The 17,353-nt window shown below is 69.8% G+C and carries 18 protein-coding genes; 2 read left to right on the forward strand and 16 right to left on the reverse strand.

What is annotated here, in order from left to right; genetic code table 11:
• From GXW78_RS00095 to GXW78_RS00135, 9 genes are all read right to left on the reverse strand, one after another.
• Positions 1 to 1,113, reverse strand: a complete 1,113-nt coding sequence (locus tag GXW78_RS00095) for an ABC transporter permease (RefSeq protein WP_246521723.1) — start codon at positions 1,111 to 1,113, stop codon at positions 1 to 3.
• Positions 1,114 to 1,158: 45 nt separating this feature from the next.
• Positions 1,159 to 1,899, reverse strand: a complete 741-nt coding sequence (locus GXW78_RS00100) for a TrmH family RNA methyltransferase (RefSeq protein WP_211864959.1) — start codon at positions 1,897 to 1,899, stop codon at positions 1,159 to 1,161.
• Complete coding sequence (locus GXW78_RS00105; protein ID WP_211864960.1) at positions 1,896 to 2,897, reverse strand: Ldh family oxidoreductase; 1,002 nt, start codon at positions 2,895 to 2,897, stop codon at positions 1,896 to 1,898. Before GXW78_RS00105 ends, GXW78_RS00100 begins: the two co-directional genes overlap by 4 nt.
• A complete protein-coding gene (locus GXW78_RS00110) occupies positions 2,897 to 3,868 on the reverse strand; it encodes a Bug family tripartite tricarboxylate transporter substrate binding protein (RefSeq protein ID WP_211864961.1) in 972 nt (323 codons plus the stop codon). The genes GXW78_RS00105 and GXW78_RS00110 overlap by 1 nt, the downstream gene beginning before the upstream one ends.
• 123 nt (positions 3,869 to 3,991) lie before the next feature.
• Positions 3,992 to 5,167, reverse strand: a complete 1,176-nt coding sequence (locus GXW78_RS00115; RefSeq protein WP_246521744.1) for a UxaA family hydrolase — start codon at positions 5,165 to 5,167, stop codon at positions 3,992 to 3,994.
• Between the two features lie 5 nt (positions 5,168 to 5,172).
• The gene (locus tag GXW78_RS00120; RefSeq protein WP_211864962.1) at positions 5,173 to 5,457 is read right to left on the reverse strand and encodes a UxaA family hydrolase; all 285 of its coding nucleotides are present in this window, start codon (positions 5,455 to 5,457) and stop codon (positions 5,173 to 5,175) included.
• 64 nt (positions 5,458 to 5,521) lie between these two features.
• Entirely contained in the window at positions 5,522 to 6,499 is a 978-nt protein-coding gene (locus GXW78_RS00125; protein WP_211864963.1) for a Bug family tripartite tricarboxylate transporter substrate binding protein, read from the reverse strand.
• A 12-nt stretch (positions 6,500 to 6,511) separates the two neighbouring features.
• Positions 6,512 to 7,603, reverse strand: a complete 1,092-nt coding sequence (locus GXW78_RS00130; protein WP_211864964.1) for a mandelate racemase/muconate lactonizing enzyme family protein — start codon at positions 7,601 to 7,603, stop codon at positions 6,512 to 6,514.
• A gap of 108 nt (positions 7,604 to 7,711) precedes the next feature.
• Complete coding sequence (locus GXW78_RS00135) at positions 7,712 to 8,944, reverse strand: phenylacetate--CoA ligase family protein (protein ID WP_211864965.1); 1,233 nt, start codon at positions 8,942 to 8,944, stop codon at positions 7,712 to 7,714.
• Between the two features lie 38 nt (positions 8,945 to 8,982).
• On the opposite strand from GXW78_RS00135, the gene GXW78_RS00140 reads away from it, so the two are divergent.
• Positions 8,983 to 9,876 carry a branched-chain amino acid aminotransferase gene (locus tag GXW78_RS00140; protein WP_338147643.1) on the forward strand — a complete coding sequence of 298 codons (894 nt, stop codon included), beginning with the start codon at positions 8,983 to 8,985 and terminating at the stop codon, positions 9,874 to 9,876.
• Positions 9,877 to 10,122: 246 nt separating this feature from the next.
• Here GXW78_RS00140 and GXW78_RS00145 read toward each other — a convergent pair whose 3' ends face one another.
• Positions 10,123 to 11,448, reverse strand: a complete 1,326-nt coding sequence (locus GXW78_RS00145; protein WP_211864966.1) for a FliI/YscN family ATPase — start codon at positions 11,446 to 11,448, stop codon at positions 10,123 to 10,125.
• 87 nt (positions 11,449 to 11,535) lie between these two features.
• Positions 11,536 to 12,414, reverse strand: coding sequence for an S-methyl-5'-thioadenosine phosphorylase (locus GXW78_RS00150; RefSeq protein WP_211864967.1), 879 nt, complete (start codon positions 12,412 to 12,414; stop codon positions 11,536 to 11,538).
• Between the two features lie 106 nt (positions 12,415 to 12,520).
• Here GXW78_RS00150 and GXW78_RS00155 point away from each other — a divergent pair, with 106 nt between their 5' ends.
• Complete coding sequence (locus GXW78_RS00155; protein ID WP_211864968.1) at positions 12,521 to 12,658, forward strand: hypothetical protein; 138 nt, start codon at positions 12,521 to 12,523, stop codon at positions 12,656 to 12,658.
• Between the two features lie 52 nt (positions 12,659 to 12,710).
• On the opposite strand, the gene GXW78_RS00160 is transcribed toward GXW78_RS00155, so the two are convergent.
• The 5 genes from GXW78_RS00160 to GXW78_RS00180 form a co-directional block, all read right to left on the reverse strand.
• Positions 12,711 to 14,192 carry a pentapeptide repeat-containing protein gene (locus tag GXW78_RS00160; RefSeq protein WP_211864969.1) on the reverse strand — a complete coding sequence of 494 codons (1,482 nt, stop codon included), beginning with the start codon at positions 14,190 to 14,192 and terminating at the stop codon, positions 12,711 to 12,713.
• A gap of 102 nt (positions 14,193 to 14,294) precedes the next feature.
• Positions 14,295 to 15,389, reverse strand: coding sequence for a redox-regulated ATPase YchF (gene ychF / locus GXW78_RS00165; protein WP_211864970.1), 1,095 nt, complete (start codon positions 15,387 to 15,389; stop codon positions 14,295 to 14,297).
• A 1-nt stretch (position 15,390) separates the two neighbouring features.
• Positions 15,391 to 15,855 carry a hypothetical protein gene (locus GXW78_RS00170; protein ID WP_211864971.1) on the reverse strand — a complete coding sequence of 155 codons (465 nt, stop codon included), beginning with the start codon at positions 15,853 to 15,855 and terminating at the stop codon, positions 15,391 to 15,393.
• Positions 15,855 to 16,448, reverse strand: coding sequence for an aminoacyl-tRNA hydrolase (gene pth, locus GXW78_RS00175; protein WP_211864972.1), 594 nt, complete (start codon positions 16,446 to 16,448; stop codon positions 15,855 to 15,857). Before pth ends, GXW78_RS00170 begins: the two co-directional genes overlap by 1 nt.
• A 138-nt stretch (positions 16,449 to 16,586) precedes the next feature.
• Positions 16,587 to 17,264, reverse strand: coding sequence for a 50S ribosomal protein L25/general stress protein Ctc (locus GXW78_RS00180; RefSeq protein ID WP_211864973.1), 678 nt, complete (start codon positions 17,262 to 17,264; stop codon positions 16,587 to 16,589).
• Positions 17,265 to 17,353 lie beyond the last annotated feature (89 nt).

The following is a 17,353-nucleotide window of genomic DNA, read 5'->3' on the forward strand; positions in this document are numbered from 1 at the left end:
TCAGATGCCCAGCCGGAAGAACAGCACGGCGAAGACGCCGTCCATCACGACGATGGCAACGATGCCGCCGACCACCGCGGCGGTCGCCGCATCGCCGACGGCACGCGGGCCGCGCCCCGCCGAGAGACCTGCCCGGCAGCCGATGCCCGCGATCACGAGGCCGAAGCACGCCGCCTTGAACAACCCGCCGGCGAGGTCCTGGAGCGACAGCCACTGCTGAAGCTGCGACTGCACGGAAGCCCAGGGATAGCCGAGCGTGCCCATGATCAACGTCATGCCCGCGAGGCCCGCGACGTTCATCAGCAGTGCCAGCACCGGCATCGCGATGGTCGCCGCGACCAGCCGCGGCAGCACCAGCATGGCCGTGGCGTCGACCCCCATGATCTTCAGCGCGTCCACCTCCTCGTTCACCGTCATGGTGCCGAGTTCGGCGGCGAAGGCCGATCCGGTGCGGCCGGCCAACACGACGCCCGCCAGCAGGGGGCCGAGCTCACGCAGCAGGGAAATCCCGACGAGATTGGGTACGAAGACCTCCGCCCCGAAGCGTCGCAGCGGGATCGAGGACTGGTAGGCGAGGATCACCCCGATCAGGAAGCCGAGCAGAAGGGTGAGCGGGAAGGCACGGGTGCCGACCTCGTCGAGGTGGCGCAGCACGTCCGCCAGACGCAGCAGCCGCGGCCGTGTCAGCACGCGCAGGGTGGTGACCACGGCCTCACCGATGAAGGCGATGCCGGCGACGGTGTCGCGCCCGCGGTTTACGGTGGCGCGGCCGATGGCGGTGATGGGGTGCCACGGCGCAGGCGGCCCCGGCGGCGGGATGGTCCCAAGCGCCTTGCGGGTGCGTTCCAACAGCGCGACGGCGTGGTCAGGCGCGCCGCGCAGCTCGGCATCGGGGGCGGCGGTCAGCAGCATGACCGCGCCCGCGGAGTCGATCGCCTCAAGCCCTGCGAGGTCGAGCGCCACGATGGGTGCGCCCTCGGCCGCCTTCATGGCGGTGGGCCAAAGCCGGGCGGCTGCCTCGGTGTCCAGGCGGCCGGTCGCGCGCAGCACGCGGCTCTCGCCTTCGGTCTGTGCCTCGATCCGCGCCGTCGCCATGCCGGGGGTTGGGTCCATGCAGCCGAATGGCCTGATACCGCGCGGTATCGCAAGCCCTTTGCGTCAGGTCGGGCCGCCCAGGGCGTGGATCAGCACGGCGGCGGCGACCGAGACGTTGAGGCTCTCGACCGGCCCTGCCGGCGGCAGCGTCACGCGCAGCGCGCAGGCGTTGAGCGTCGCCGGCGCCAGGCCGTTCTCCTCATTGCCGAGCACCAGGGCGATGGCAACGTCGCGCGGGATGCGGTCCGGGGGCAGGCCGCCGCGCGCCACGGCGGCCACCGTGCGGATGCGCGGGGACAGGCCCCGCAGCGCGATGGGCAGATCCTCGGCGCGGAACAGCTCCAGCGCCTCGATGCCGCCTTCCGAGGTACGGAACGCGGCATCCGACAGGCCGGCCTGACGCGGGTCACCCGACAGCACCATGGCGCGGCAGCCGAAGAAGGCGGCGGACCGCGCGATGGCACCGAGGTTGTGCGGATTGCCGATGCCGTCCAGCACCGGGGTGACGCGCGACCCTGCGATGGCCGGCGGCAGCCGGTGAGGGTCCAGCGCCGGCACGGGGCGCGGCAGCGCGAGAGCGACCAGCCCGCCATGGTGCTGCGTGCCGGCGACGCGGGCGAGTTCGGCCGCCGGGACCTCGCGATAGGGGCGCCGCAGCCGGGCCATGACGGCGCAATGCGGCCCGGCATCGCGGCGCCGCTCCGCGGTGTGGAACAGCCGCATCACGTCCTGCGGACGCGCCGCGAACAGCGCGGCGACGACAGCAGGCCCGCAATGGCGGTCGAGCTCCGGCCGCGTCGTCACAGCCCGGCCAGGGCCATCAGGCGCTGATGCAGAACGTCGGGGATCTCGATGCCCTCGGCGGCGGCGCGAGCGGCGAGCGCGTCGCGCCGGCTGCCGGGCAAACGCACGCCGTCCTCGGCGGTCATGGCGTCGACGAAGGCCTCGATGCGCGCGGCGAAGGATGCGCTGCCGGCCAGCGCGCCGGGATCGACGACGAGCAGCGCCTGGCCAAGGCGCGGACGGTTGCCCTCATCCTCGAAGAAGCTATCCGCCTCGAAGCCGAAGGCGGCGCCGGTCAGGGCGCAGCAGAGCAGTTCCACCACCATCGCCAGCAGCGCGCCCTTCGCGCCGCCCATGGCGAGCATGGCGCCCGCCAAGGCCGCCTTGGCGTCGGTGGTCGGCCGGCCCTGCGCGTCGACCGCCCAGCCCTCCGGGATCGGCCGGCCTTCCTTCGCGGCGACCATGATCTTGCCGCGTGCGACCTCCGACAGCGCCATGTCGATGACGAGCGGCGGCGCGTCCCGGCGCGGAAAGGCTGCAGCGATCGGGTTGGTGCCCATCAGCGGCCGCGCCCCGCCGGGCACGGGCATGGCGGCGGGGGAGTTGGTGAAGGCGAGCGCGACCAGCCCCTGCTGCGCCAAGCGCGCGACAGGCAGGCCCATCGCGCCGGAATGGTGCGAGTTGGTGATGCCCGCGAAGGCAATGCCGTGCGCGCGGGCGCGCCAGGCGGCTTCCGCTTCCGCCATCGCCAGTGCCGGATAGGCAAGGCCGTGGCCGGCATCGACCAGCACCGCGCCGCCGCGCTCGTTCACGATGCGCGGCGCGGCGCGGCCGTCGGCGCGGCCGTTCTTCAGGAAGGTGGCGTATTGCGGCACGCGGGACAGGCCATGCCCGGCCTGGCCGGCCGCCTCGGCCGCGGCCAGCGCGTTGGCCGTCGTCGCCGCCATCGCGGGCCGCGCGCCGGAAGCAGCCAGCGCAGCGCGCGCCAGCGCCTCCGCTTCGTCGATCGATATCCGCATCAGTCCGCGCGTAGCCCCGCATCCTGGATCAGCCGCGCCCAGCGCGCGGTCTCCGCCGCCACGAAGGCGTCAGACCGTGTACGGTCCCAGGCCTCGACCGTGAAGCCACCCTCGCGTGCGCGGCGCGACACATCGACATCCCGGATCGCGGCGAGCGTGTCGGTCTCGAGCCGCGCGAGAAGAGGTGCGGGCACGCTGGCGGGGACCATCATGGCGGTCCAGTTCGTCATTTCCAGGTTGGCCTGCCCGGCTTCCTTTACCGTCGGCACATCCGGGATCAGCGGATGCCGTTCGGCCGAGGTGACGGCCAGCGGGTGTAGGCGGCCACCCTGGATCTGCGCGATGCATTCCGGAAGGTTAGAGACCATGAAGTCGAGATTGCCGGCAGCGAGGTCGGTCACCGACGGCGCGCCGCCCCGATAGGGGACATGCTGGATGTTCTCGCCGGCCCGGGCGGCGATGCGCACCAGTTCGAGCCCCAGATGCGGCGGGGAGCCGGTGCCCGACGAGCCCGCATTCATCCGCTGCGTGCGCGCCGCCGCCAGGAAGTCCGTGAGATTGCGCGCCGGGCTCTTCTCCGCATTCACCACGACGACGAGCGGCAGTGAGCCGAGCACCGAGATGGTGGTGAAGTCGTTGCGGAAATTGTACGGGGCCTGCGGGAATAGCGACGCATTCACGGCATGCGTAAGGGTGATGGCGAGCAGCGTATGGCCATCCGGCGCACTTTTCGCCACGGCATCGGCGCCGATCAGCGCATTGCCGCCGGCGCGGTTCTCGACGACGACGGGCCTGCCCCAGTTCTCGGACAGCTTCTGGCCCACCAGGCGCGCCATGATGTCGGTGAGACCGCCCGGCGGGAAGGGCACGATGTAGCGGACGGGACGGTCAGGGAAGGCAGGCTGCGCGCGGGCGGCCAAGGGCAGGAGCACGGCCGGCAGGCCGGCAAGTACCGAACGGCGATCGATCATGGGATGCATCCTCTCCTGGGCTGTTATCGTTGACGCAACGATAACGCAGGGGTGGTGCAATGCCCTACAGCGAATGCGGCGAGCACCACGGGGCCGCGCCACGGCGCGACCCCGCTGCCCTGATCAGGCGCTCTCGTAGAGGCGCGTGAGGCTGTACTCGCGGTGGCCAAGGATCTCGGCCGCCGTATGCTGACCGTCCGCGGTGCGGATGATGCAGTCGATCAGCGCCTCGCCCGCTTCGTCCAGGTTCATCTTCTTCTGCAGCAGGCCGGTCACGTCCACGTCGACGTGCTCGGACATGGTCCGCATGGTGCGCGGGTTCGCGGTCAGCTTGATCACCGGCAGGATCGGGTTGCCGATGACGTTGCCCTGGCCGGTCGGGAAGGTGTGCACGGCAAAGCCCGACGCCGCGCAGAGCGTCACCATCTCCGCCGCCGCCGATGACGAATCCATGAACCACAGCCCCGGATGGGTCGGTTCTTCGGCCTTGTCGAGCACGCCATCGACCGTGCACTTCTTGCCGATCTTCTGGATGTTGCCGAGCGCCTTCTCCTCGATTGTGGTCAGGCCACCTTCGATGTTGCCCTTGGTGGGCTGGCTCTCGGAAAGGTCGGAGGTCTTATTGGCCTCGACCACCGCCTGGTAGCGGTCGAACATCGCCATGAACTGGGCGCGGATCTCCGGCGTCTTGCACCGCTCGGCGACCAGATGCTCGCCGCCGGTCAGTTCCGTCGTCTCGCCGAAGACCAGCGTGTTGCCATTGGCCCATAGCTTGTCGAAGGAATCCCCGACGGTGGGGCAGGAGGCGAGGCCCGAAGTGGTGTCGGACTCGCCGCACTTGGTCGACACCCACAGATCCACCAGCGGCGCCTTGGTCTTCTTCAGCGCGGTCGCGTACTTCACCATGCGGTAGGCGGCGCGGGAGGCATTCGCGATGGTCGCGATGTCGCCGTTCTGCTCGATGGCGAAGAATTCCACCGGCTTGCCGGTCTTGGCGATGCCCTCGGCGACCTTGGATGCCCAACCGAGTTCGATGCCGATGACGACGACGGCCGCGACGTTCGGATTGCAGCCGGTACCGATGATGGTGCGGAAATGCAGGTCGAGGTCGGCGCCGAACTGCAGGCGCCCATAGGCGTGTGGGATCGCCAGGGTGCCCTGGATGTTGCGCGCCACACCCTCGGCCGCCGCGTTGGAGATGTCGTCCACGGGCAGGATCAGGACGTGGTTGCGCACGCCCATGCGGCCGTTGTCGCGGCGCCAGCCGTCGAAGGTCGCATTCTTCAGGTTGATACCCATCGTGCTCACCACCGCTTCGTCTTGACGTTGTGGACGTGCAGATGCTCGCCGGCGCCGATGTCGGCGACCGCCTTCCCGATGTCCACACCGTACTTGATGATGGTGTCGCCCTTGGCGATCGCCTTGATCGCGACCTTGTGGCCGATGGGGATGTCGGATTTGGCCGGGAACTCGATCATCCGGTCCTGGTCCATGATCCAGCCGTTCAGCGTCTGGCCGGATGTTATCCCCTCGACGACCACGACGCCGGCGGAATCGCCTTCGTCATGGACGCAGAAATGCACCGTCATGGCGTGCCTCTCCCTGAACTGTTGGCCGCGACGCTAGGGCGGTGCGGGTGGGCGGTCAACGCGGTCAATCCGCGCGGATGCCCGCCCGCTCGATGGTCGCGCGCCACTTCGCGGTCTCGCTGCGGATGAGGCTCGCGAAGGCCTCGCGCGTCGTCGCCTGCACGTCGAAGCCCAGTTCCGTCAGCCGGGCCGCGACGGCGGGGCGGCGCGCCGGCTGCACCAGCAGCGCGTTCAGCCGGTCCAGCACGGCTGCGGGCGTGGCGGCGGGCGCCACGACGCCGAACAGCGAAACGGCATCGACCGCGGCGAAGCCGGCTTCCGTGAAGGTGGGCACGTCGGGCAGGGCGCTGCTGCGCTGCGCCGAGGTGACGGCCAGGGCCCGCAGGCGGCCGCCATCGACATGCGGCTTCGCGCTCGGGATCGCGGAGAAAGCGAGCTGGATCTCGCCGCCGAGCAGAGCGGTCAGCATCGGCCCCGCGCCGCGATAGGCGACGGGGACCAGTTCCGTCTCGGTCACCAGGCCGAGCTGCGCGCCGGCCAGATGCACCGCCGTGCCATTGCCGGCATGGCCGATGTTGAGCGCGCCGGGCCGCGCGCGGGCGCGCGCCACGGCTTCACGCACTGTCGCGAAGGGGACCTCGCGCGGGGCGACGAGGACCAGCGGCGCGACGGCGACGAGGCCGACGGGCGCGAGGTCGCGCTCGGTGTCGAAGGGCATGCGGTCGCCGAACAGGCCGGGGTTGGTCACCAGCGCGGAATCGACGAAGCCGACCGTATAGCCATCGGGCGGCGCGCTGATCACGGCCTGGGTGCCGGGGATGGAGGCACCGCCGCCGCGGTTCTCGACGACGAAGGATTGGCCGGAGGCTTCGCTCGCCGCCTGCGCCATGATGCGCGCGACGATGTCGGTCCCGCCGCCCGGCGCGTAGGGCACGACCACGCGAACGGGACGTGCGGGAAAGGCCTGCGCCGCGGCGCGGCGGGACAGGCCGGCGACGGGGAGCGCCGTCAGCGCGGCCTGCAGGAGATGGCGTCGGTTCATGGCCGTTCCTCCTCAGGCGGTGCGATAGCGCGCGATCAGGGCCGGGTCCGGCTCGACACCGAGGCCCGGGCCGGTCGGTACCGCCACGCGGCCGCCGATGACGTCCACCTGACCGGCAAACGGCGTCGTCTCAAGATCGAGGAAGAAGCGTTCGATCGCGATATCGGCTTCCTCGGCGGCAAGGAGATGCAGCGTCGCGACGAAGCCCGGCCCGAAATAGGGCGAGTGCGGCGCGAGCTTCACGCCATGCTGGCGCGCCGCGGCGGAGACCTTCAGGAACTCCGTGATGCCGCCGATGCGCGAGACGCTCGGCTGGGCGTAGTCCACAGCGCTGGCGGACAGCATCTGGATCAGCGCCGTCGCATTGGCGGCGTTCTCCCCGGCGGCGACGGGGATCCTGGCTTCGCGGCGGACGCGGGCCAGCGTCTCGTGGTCCTCGGGTGGCCAGACCGGCTCCTCGATCCACAGCGGGTCCATCTTCGCGATGAGTTGCGCGTTGTGCACGGCCTCGTCGCCGCGCCACGGGCAGTTGGTGTCCACCATGATCGGGATGGACGGCCCGGCGGCGTCGCGCGCCGCCTGCGAGGCTTCCAGCGTGATCTCGTGCAGCTTGATCAGCTCGAAGCCGTCGCGCAGCGCCTTGGTCACATTCGTCGCCACGAGCTCGGGCACGCCGTAGCGCAGCAGGCTGGCATAGGCGCGCAGGGAGGTGCGCCGCGCGCCGAGCATCGTGCTGAGCGACGTACCCGCGGCCTTGCCGGCGAGGTCCCACAACGCGATGTCGAGGCCGGAGAGCGCATAGATGGGCGGTCCACCGCGGCCGAGATTGTGCAGCTTGACCTGCAGCTCCTCGCTCAGCGCCGCGGGATCGTCGAAGCTGCGGCCGGTGACGAGCGGGGCGATGAATTCATCCAGCACCAGCTTGGTGTTGGGGAAGATGGAGGCGCCGAAGCCATCGCCCCAGCCGACCAGGCCTTCCTCGGTCTCCACGCGCACCAGCAGCGTGTCCATCGTGGTGCGTGGCTTGCCGGCGAAGCTCAGCGGCGGGCCGCCATGGGTGAAGGGAATGCGGAGCGGAATGCTCTCGACACGCGTGATCTTCATCGTGTTCCTTGCGGCGATGCGTCGTTCTTGGACCGGGTCGACGCGCCGTCGCGCCGTGCCGGCAGCATCACGACGATGCGATCGGCTGACAAGAGCGGCCGCGTGGCGTCACGCAACCGGACGCTCATCCGCAATCACCTTGCCATCATTCGGCAGGCTTCCGGGCGCCACGATCTCCGCGGTGCCGCGCAACCGCGTCACGGCGTGCAGCGACGCTGCCAGCGCGTCGGCAAGGCCATTTGCATCGCCAGCCTCGGCGCGCAGCGTCATCGCGTCCTGCTCGCCATCGCGGGTAACGACCAGGCGCAGGCGGCCGGTGCCGGGATGGCGCTTCGCGACCTCGGCGATCTGCTCGGGCCGCACGAACATGCCCTTCACCTTCGTCGTCTGGTCGGCGCGGCCGCGCCAGCCGGCGATGCGCGTGTTCGTCCGCCCGCACGCCGAAACCCCCGGCACGACAGCCGAGAGATCACCAAGCGCAAGGCGCAGGATCGGATGGGTCGGGTCGGGCACGGTGACGACGACCTCGCCGACCTCGCCATCCGGCACGGGGTCGCCGGTGCCGGGGCGAACGATCTCGACAATGACCTCCTCGGCGACGACGAGCCCATCGCGCGCTGCGGTTTCGTATGCGACGCAGCCCAGGTCCGCGGTGCCGTACATCTGGAACGCGTCGATGCCGCGCGCCTTCACCTCAGCCTGGAGCGATGGCGGGAAGGCGGCGCCGGAAACCATCGCCTTGCGGATGGATCGCGCGTCGCGGCCGGCCTTCTCCGCCGCATCCAGCAGGATCTTCAGGAAGTCCGGCGTGCCCGTGTAGCCGGCGGGGCGGAAGGCCTCGATCAGGTCCAGCTGCGCCTCGGTATTGCCGGGACCCGCCGGGATCACGGCGCAGCCGAGCGCCTGCAATCCATGATCCATCATCCATCCGCCAGGCGTCAGGTGATAGGCGAAGGTGTTCAGCGCCACCTCTCCCGCGCGGAAGCCGGCGGCGAAGAAGGCGGAGGCCATGTGCCAGGGATCCGCTGCGCGCGCCTCACCCTCGAAGATCGGGCCGGGCGACAGGAACAGCCGTGCGAAGGAACCCGGCGCGGCGGCGACGAAGCCGCCGAAAGGGGGGATCGCCTTCTGCGCCGCAGGCAGGTCTGCCTTGCGCAGTACAGGGATGCGCGCCAGCGTCGAGCGATCGGTCATTTCCGCCGGGTCGATCCCGGCAAGCCGGGCAGCCTGCGCCGGCGCGTGGGCGGCTGCGGCGATCGCGGTGGGCAGGGCGTTCGCGAGCCAGGCCGCACGCTCATCCGCACTGCGGGCCTCGCGCGGATCAAAGTGTTCTCCGATCATGTTTCCTCCTGGCAGGCCCTTCTCCGGGTGCCGCCGTCGTGGCACATCCATCGCCCCAACTCGGGCTGGAGGAACAGATGGCCGGCGTCTTCTGGTATGATGGCACATGGATGACCGAGGAACCGAAGATCCTCGGCCCGATGGACCATGCCTTCTGGCTGGGTTCGGTCATCTTCGACGGGGCGAGGGCCATCAGGGGCTGGGCGCCCGACCTCGACCGCCACTGCGCGCGCGCCGTCGCCTCGGCGCATGCGATGCTGATGAAGCCGACGAAGACCGCGGCCGAGATCGAGGCCCTGTGTCGCGAGGGCATCCGCCGCATGGGCCCGGATGCCGAGCTCTACGTCCGCCCGATGTTCTTCATCCGCAAGGGGCTGGGTGCGGCACGGCCCGACCCGGACAGCACGGATTTCATCCTGTCGATCTACGACAGCCCGATCCCGGGCTGGGCCGGCTTCTCGGCGGTGATGGCGCCCTTCCGCCGCCCGACGCCGGAGATGGCGCCAACCGATGCGAAGGCGGCCTGCCTGTATCCCAACGGCGCGCGCGCCTCGGCCTTCGCGGGCACGCAGGGTGCCGACAACGCGGTGATGTGCGACGCGATGGGGCATGTGGCCGAATTCGCCTCGGCCAATCTCTGGTTCGCGAAGGACGGCAAGGTCATCACGCCGGCGGTAAACCACACCTTCCTGAACGGTATCACGCGCCAGCGCGTCATCAGCCTGTTCAACGAGGCGGGCGTAACGGTCGAGCAGCGCACGGTGAAGCCCGCTGAACTGGACAGCGCGGACGAGATCTTCTCGACCGGCAACTACGCCAAGGTGCAGCCCTGCACACGCTACAACGGGCGGGACATGCAGATCGGCCGTTTCGCGACACAGGCGCGTGAGATGTACTGGCGCTGGATGGAAGCGGCACCGAAGGTCGCTTGACGGCCGGGTGGAGAGAAGCCGCCTCCTCTCTCTCTCCGTATCGGTGCGGACCGACATTTCCGCAGTGGCGGCCGCCTGCTTGCTCCGCTGCGGGTGGACGAGCCTGAAAGCGGAGTACGCGCGGCCCGCCGATGGCCACGCCACGGTGCGGGTGCTTGCTTCCGCTCCTCGCGTGATCATTCGGCATGTGTCGACCCGCCACGCGGCGCCGCGGAGGGCGGATGCGGCGTGACGGCCGCAGCGCCGCTAGGCCGCCAGCGCGGCGGCCAGCGCGCCGAAAGCCTGGCCGGGGTCGCTTGGTTCCGCCTTGCCCTGGGCAAGCACCGCTTCGATCGCCGGGGCCAGGCGGACCGCCTCATCCGCCTGGGGATCGTGACCGACGCGATAGGCGCCGAGCCGCACGAGGTCTTTCACCTCGCCATAGGTGGAGAGCAGGCGCCGCGCCTCAGCGACCAGCGGGCGTTCATGCGGATCGAGCACCGCCGGCGCCGTTCGCGACAACGAGCGCAGCACGTCGACCGGCGGATAGCGGCCAGCCTCCGCGATGCGGCGATCCAGTACGACATGACCGTCCAGGATGCCGCGGACGGCATCCGCCACCGGCTCATCATGGTCGTCGCCTTCGACCAGGACGGTGAACAGGCCGGTGATGGCACCGCTGCATCCCTCCGGCCCCGGGCCGGCGCGTTCCAGCAGGCGCGGCAACTCGGTGAAGACGGACGGCGGGAAGCCGCGCGTCGCTGGCGGTTCGCGGACCGCCAGGCCGATCTCCCGCAAGGCCAGCGCAAAGCGCGTCACGCTGTCCATCAGCAGCAGCACCTGGCGGCCTTCGTCGCGGAAATGTTCGGCCACGGCCATGGCGGCGTAGGCGGCTTCCCGCCGCAACGGCGCGGCGGCATCGGAGGTGGCGCAGATCACGACCGATCGCGCGAGCCGGTCCGGGCCGAGGTCGTCCTCGATGAACTCGCGCAGCTCCCGCCCCCGTTCGCCGACCAGGGCGAAGACGATCACGTCCGCCTCGACCCCGCCGGCCAGCATGGCCATCAGCGTGGATTTTCCGACGCCCGAGGCGGCGAACAGCCCGAGCCGCTGCCCTTGCCGCACCGGCGTGAACAGGTCCAGCGCACGCACGCCGAGCGCCATCCGCGGCCCAAGCCGCGCCCGCAGGCCCGCCGGCGGCGCCGCAGTGTGGGTGAGGCGCGGGCAGGCGCCCGATGCGGGTGGTGCCTGACCATCCATCGGCGCGCCCATCGGGTCGAGCACACGGCCGAGCCAGTCGTCCGAGACAGCGAGGGCAGGACGTGGCGCCAGCACGGCGCGCACGCCGTCCGAAAGGCCGGCCAGCGGGCCCATGGCGATGGCCTCGGCGCGGCCGTGGCGGAACGCCGCGATCTCGGCGAGGGCGCTGGCACCGTTCGGCGCCTCCAGCCGGACGCGGTCGCCGATCGCGGCAAGCGAGCCGAAGCCCTCCAGCGTGACGCTGAGCCCTCCGAGGCCGACGACGGAACCGTGAATCGTCTCGCGCGGGAGGCGGTCGATGGCGGCGGCGGCAGCAAGCAGATCGGGCGACATGGCAGCGATGCTGCGGCAAGCGCGTTGGCGGGGGGTTAAGGCGCGCCGGAGAGGCGCAGAGCGCTTCTCCGATCTATCACGCGATCGCTACAGCACCCGGCGCGCCACCACATCGAGCTTCGCGAGCATGTCCGGGTCGCGCTTTTCCGGCGCGGTGATCAGCGCGTGGTCCAGTGCCCGGTCGCAGCCGGCCGGGCAGGGGTCGCGCGGCGCGCCGAGCGCGGGAACGACCGATTTCACCAGGGCACGCGCCTTGTCGGCGTTGGAGAAAAGTACCTTCACCACCTGCTCGACCGTGACGTGGTCGTGGTCGGGGTGCCAGCAGTCGAAATCCGTCACCATCGCCATGGTCGCGTAGCAAAGCTCGGCTTCCCGGGCCAACTTCGCCTCGGGCATGTTGGTCATGCCGATCACGTCGCAGCCCCACTGGCGATACAGCAGGCTTTCCGCCTTGGTGCTGAACTGCGGGCCCTCCATGACGAGGTAGGTACCGCCGCGCGTGTAGGGGATGCCGATGCCCTTCGCCGCAGTCTCCAGCGCGTCGCCCAGGCGCGGGCAGACCGGATGGGCGACCGAGACATGCGCGACGCAGCCGGTGCCGAAGAAGGACTTCTCGCGCGCGAAGGTACGGTCGATGAACTGGTCGACGAGGACGAAATGCCCGGGCGGCAGCTCCTCCTTCAGCGAGCCGACGGCCGAGAGCGAGATCAGCTCGGTGCAGCCGATGCGCTTCATCGCGTCGATATTGGCGCGGTAGTTGAGCGCGGAGGGCGGCGTGGGGTGGCCACGGCCGTGGCGCGGCAGGAAGGCGACGCGTACGCCGTGCAGCGCGCCGGTCAGGATCTCGTCGGACGGGTCGCCCCAGGGGGTGCGGATCTTGACCCATTTGCGGTCCTCGAGCCCGTCGAGGTCATAGACGCCCGAGCCGCCGATGAAGCCGATCATGGGGGTGATGAGGTCGGACATGGAAAATTGCCTCTGCGCTGCGCGGGTGCGGTTTAGCGCGACAGGGCAGGCGTGCTAAGCGGGCGGAATGATGCGACCTGCGGTTGTCCGGATTCTCGCGCCTGTCTTGCTGGTGATGCTGGCGCTGGCCGCCTGCGGGGAGGACCAGTATTCGCGCAGCGGGCCGATCGGGCCGCGCGGGACGGCGCTGCCGCCGCCCGACCCGGCGACGGGGGCGGCGCGGACGGCGTTGCCGGGGCGGTAGGGAGCGGCGGGGCGACATACGCCCTTACTCCGGAGCACTGGTCGATCCCGATCTAACAAGTCGCGGTGGTGATATCCATGCCGGCCCGCTCCGGGTCGAAGCCCGCAGGGAATCGCGTTTCGCATTGCAGAGCCACGCGGTCCAGCACGGCACCGCGAAGGGATGTTCCACGAAAATCGGCGGCGCCCAGGGTGGCATCCCGAAAGTCGACGGCAACCAGACTCGCGCCGGCAAAGACCGCTCGGTTCAGATACGCCCAGGGAAAGCGAACTTCGTGGAGGCGCGCCCCGCGGAAATCCACGACGGTCACCGTTGTCTCGCCGAAACTGACACCGTCCAGCCGGGCGTTGCGGAAGCTGGCGCCCGAAAGTTGCGACGTCTCGAAGCGGAACAGGGACAGCCTTGCGCCGCTCAGATTCGCCCCTCTCAAGGAACTGTGCCTGACAAGAACCTGAGTCGCGGCGATTCGCGGAAGTGAAGCATCCGAAAGATCAAGGGCCTGCAGCGTCACACGCTCCAGCCGCGCATCGTCGAGCCTGACGCCCTGAGCGTTCATCCCCGGAGGACTGTCGCGCCCAACATATGTATCCGTGATCTGTGCACCCCTCAGATCCGCACTATTGAGGATCCCGTGCAGCGAGACCTGATCGCTGAAGACGGCGCCGCGCAGATCCGCTTGGCTCAGATCGACGAAGGAAAGCTCGGTTCGCACGAAGCGCGCGCCCCGAAGATCAGCGCCGACCAGCCGAACGCCTCTAAGCGTCGCATCGGTCAGATCCTGACCACGAAGATCCGCACCTGACAGGTCCAGGCGGACGAGCTCCGCGCCGCGTAGGCTCAGCCCCGGCAGCGCCGACAAGTCCCCAGTGGCGAGGCGCACCTGGCCCAGCAGGCGTGTCGCTTCCACATCGTCCGGATGGCCCTCTGACAGGGCGCGTGCCAGAGCGAGTGCCTCGGCGGTCCGACCTTCGGCCAAGGCCACCCGCGCAAGGCCAGCCCGCGCCGCGACGTTGCCTGGTCCCGCGGCCTCGAAGGCGGCGCGGGCCGCGGGCAGGTCACGCCAGCGCAGCAGGGCATTGCCGAGGGAAAGCTGAGGGTCCGGTGACATCGCGCTGGCGGCGGCACGGCGACGCAGCGGACCGACCTCGTCGTCCATCGCTTCCAGCGCGGACTCCAGCCCGCGCCGGTGTTGACCTCCACAGGGGCCGCCGTCGGATAGTTCCCCTGTATGAGCGGACATTGCGATGAAAAGGGCCCGTTCACCGGGAGCGAAGGCCCTGCCGTCCCAGATGCTCACCTCGGAGCCCAAGGTGAGCAGGCCTTTCCAGACTTGGTTCACACGAACCCGGACGCGCCGGCCCGACAGACTTGAGGAATGCTCTGACGGCGGCGTTGTGGTGACCTCGCCAGCGAAGATGATGGGTATGTCGCGAACCCGTTGCATCGGTGCCGCGGGCGGAGGATAGCAGCTTGTCGCCCGCACATCTGTCACGGTCACCAGGGTGCAGATGACTGCCAGGACGAACAAGCGCATCTGCTCCGATACTCCGGCAAATCAGATGCGCAGGATGCCTATTTGGTCCGACTGCTCGCAATGCCGCTCATGGCCCCGCTCCGCGGTGCAGAGCGTCATCCGTTACACGTTGAACCGGAACAGCATCACGTCGCCATCCTTCACGACGTATTCCTTGCCTTCCACCCGCATCTTCCCGGCTTCCTTCGCGCCCTGCTCACCGTTCAGCGCCACGTAGTCATCGAAGCCGATCGTCTCGGCCGCGATGAAGCCGCGTTCGAAGTCGCCATGGATCACGCCGGCGGCCTGCGGCGCCTTCATCCCCTTCAGGATGGTCCAGGCGCGTGCTTCCTTCGGGCCGACGGTGAAGTAGGTGATCAGGCCGAGCAGCGCGTAGCCGGCCCGGATGATGCGATCCAGGCCGGAATCCTCCAGGCCGAGCGAATCCAGGAACTCCGCCCGGTCGGCATCCGGCATCTGGCTGATCTCGGCCTCGATCGCCGCCGAGACCACCACGGCCTGCGCGCCTTCGGCCTTCGCCTTGGCGAAGACACGTTCGGACTGTGAATTGCCCGTCGCCGCGCTGCCTTCCTCGACATTCGCGACATACAGCACGGGCTTGGTCGTCATCAGCTGCAGCCGCGCTGCGGCCGCTTCCTCGCCCTTCGGCACCGCCGTCCGCGCCGGCCTGCCGGCTTCCAGTGCCGCCTTGATCGGGTCGATCAGCGCCATCTGCGCGATCGCTTCCTTGTCCCCGCCGCGGGCGCGCTTCACCAGTCCCTGGGCGCGCTTCTCCAACGAGTCCAGGTCGGCGAGCATCAGCTCCGTCTCGACCGTCTCGGCATCGCGGAGCGGGTCGATGCTGCCCTCGACATGAGTGATGTCGCCATCCTCGAAGCAGCGCAGGACATGGACGATCGCGTCCACCTCGCGGATGTTGGCCAGGAACTGGTTGCCGAGGCCCTCGCCCTTCGACGCGCCGCGCACCAGCCCGGCGATATCCACGAATTCCAGGCTGGTCGGCACCGTCTTCTGCGACTTGCCGATGCGCGTCAGCGCATCCAGCCGCCGGTCGGGCACCGCCACGCGACCGACGTTGGGCTCGATCGTGCAGAACGGATAGTTCGCCGCCTGGGCGGAGGCCGTCTGCGTCAGCGCGTTGAAGAGGGTGGACTTGCCGACATTCGGCAGGCCCACGATGCCGCAGTTGAAACCCATCTCAATCCCCCTGTCCGCCGGGCGCGTCGCGCCACGCAGCGTCGAAAGCCATGGCGAAAGTCTCGGCGACGATGGCCGCAGCGATGCGCGCCGCGCCGTCATCCGTCACCGGCGCGAGCGACGCCGCGCGCAGATGCCCCAGGATGGTCCGGCCCGAGACGGCGCCGCGCGGCAGGCCGGCCGCGGCTTCCTGCGCCGCGCGTTCGGCATCGCCGGTAAAATGCAGCAGCAGCCGCGCGACGAGCGACAACGCACCCGCCAGCGTCGCGGCCTGGACCGCGCTCGCCTGCACCATCCGCTGTCCCGGCGTGTCGTCCAGCACATCAAGCGAGCCCCGCATGCCCGCGGCCGCCGAAGCCAGCGCCTCTGCCTCCCGCACCAGCGCCGATGCCAGGATCGCCGTGCCGTTCGCGACATCCTGCGGCGAGGGGCCGCCGAAGCTCATCTCATCGGGCAGATCCGACATCACGCCTCCTGCGTCAGCAGCGCCACGCGGGTCATGAACTCCTCCGCCCGGCCTTCGACGAGCATCGGTGCAGCATCCGTCACCGCATCCAGCAGCTTCTCGAGCCAGGCCTGGTCCTGCTTCGCGAAATTTCCGAGCACATGCCCGGTCACCGCGTCCTTGTGTCCCGGATGGCCGATGCCCAGCCGCACCCGCCAGAATTCGGGGGTCGCGAAGGCGCGGCGCATGTCGCGCAGGCCGTTGTGCCCCGCCACGCCACCGCCCTTCTTCACCCGCACCTTGCCGGGCGCGAGGTCGAGTTCGTCATGGAAGGCAGTGACCGCCTCGACCGGCAGCTTCAGGAAGGATGCGGCCTGCTGCACTGAATCGCCGCTGGCGTTCATGTAGGTCATGGGCTTCAGCGCCCAGACCTTGCGGCCGGCGATCACGCCCTCGCTGACCTCGCCCTTGAAGCGCTTGCGCCAGGGGGAAAAGCGATGGCGCCGCGCGATCGCGTCGAGCGCCATGAAGCCGATATTGTGCCGCTGGCGCGCGTGTTCGCTGCCCGGATTGCCGAGGCCCACCCAGAGCAGAGGTCCGTCTTGCGCAGGCATGGGAGAAAGAAAGGTCGGGGGAGAGAACTCCCCCGATCCCCCTCCTTTTTCTGTCTACTGGCGCCGGCCTCGGCGGTCAGTCTCCAACAGACAGAAAGCGGTGGGGGATTCGGGGGAGGTGTTCCTCCCCCGACTTTCTTACTTCTTCTTCGCGGGCTTGGCCGCGGCGGCAGCGCCGGCGGCCGGCGCCTTCTGCTTCGTCGCCTCGACGGGGCCCGCCGCGGCTGCCGGGGCGGCGTCCTCCACCACTGTCGGGGCGGCGATCGAGGCCACCATGAAGTCGCGGCCGACGATGACCGGCTTCGTGCCGAACTGGTCCTTCACCGCCGACCAACGCAGGCCGTCACCGATGCTGGCCTCGCCCAGGTCGATCTCGAAGGCTGCCGGCACGTTCTCCGGGTCGGCCATCACCTCGATATCGCGGCGCACGACGTTCAGCACGCCGCCGGCCTTGATGCCCGGGCAGGTCTCTTCGTTCAGGAAGTGCACCGCCACCTTCACGCGGATGCGGGCGCCCGGCGCCAGGCGCTGGAAGTCCACATGGATCGGGCGGTCGGTGACCGGGTGGAACTGCACGTCGCGCATCAGGCAGCGCTCGGTGGCGCCGTCCTTCACCGCAACCTCGTACAGGTGCGACTGCCAGCCGCCCTTCTGCAGTTCCTTCATCACGACGCGCGGGTCGAGCGCCGCAAGCGTCGCCTCCTGCTTCGCGCCGTAGATGACAACGGGGACAAGCCCCTGACGCCGGGTTGCGCGGGCTGCCCCCTTACCTGCCTGCTCGCGCGCTTCGGCCTCGATCCGGATGGTCTGGACCATGGTCGTGCTCCAATTCAGGTTCGTGTGATATCGCCGCCGCGGGGCCCGATGGGCAGGCCGCAACGACAAACGCCGGCCTCCAGGGGTGC

The organism is Neoroseomonas terrae (assembly GCF_018129025.1).
GTDB classification, from domain to species: Bacteria; Pseudomonadota; Alphaproteobacteria; order Acetobacterales; family Acetobacteraceae; genus Neoroseomonas; species Neoroseomonas terrae.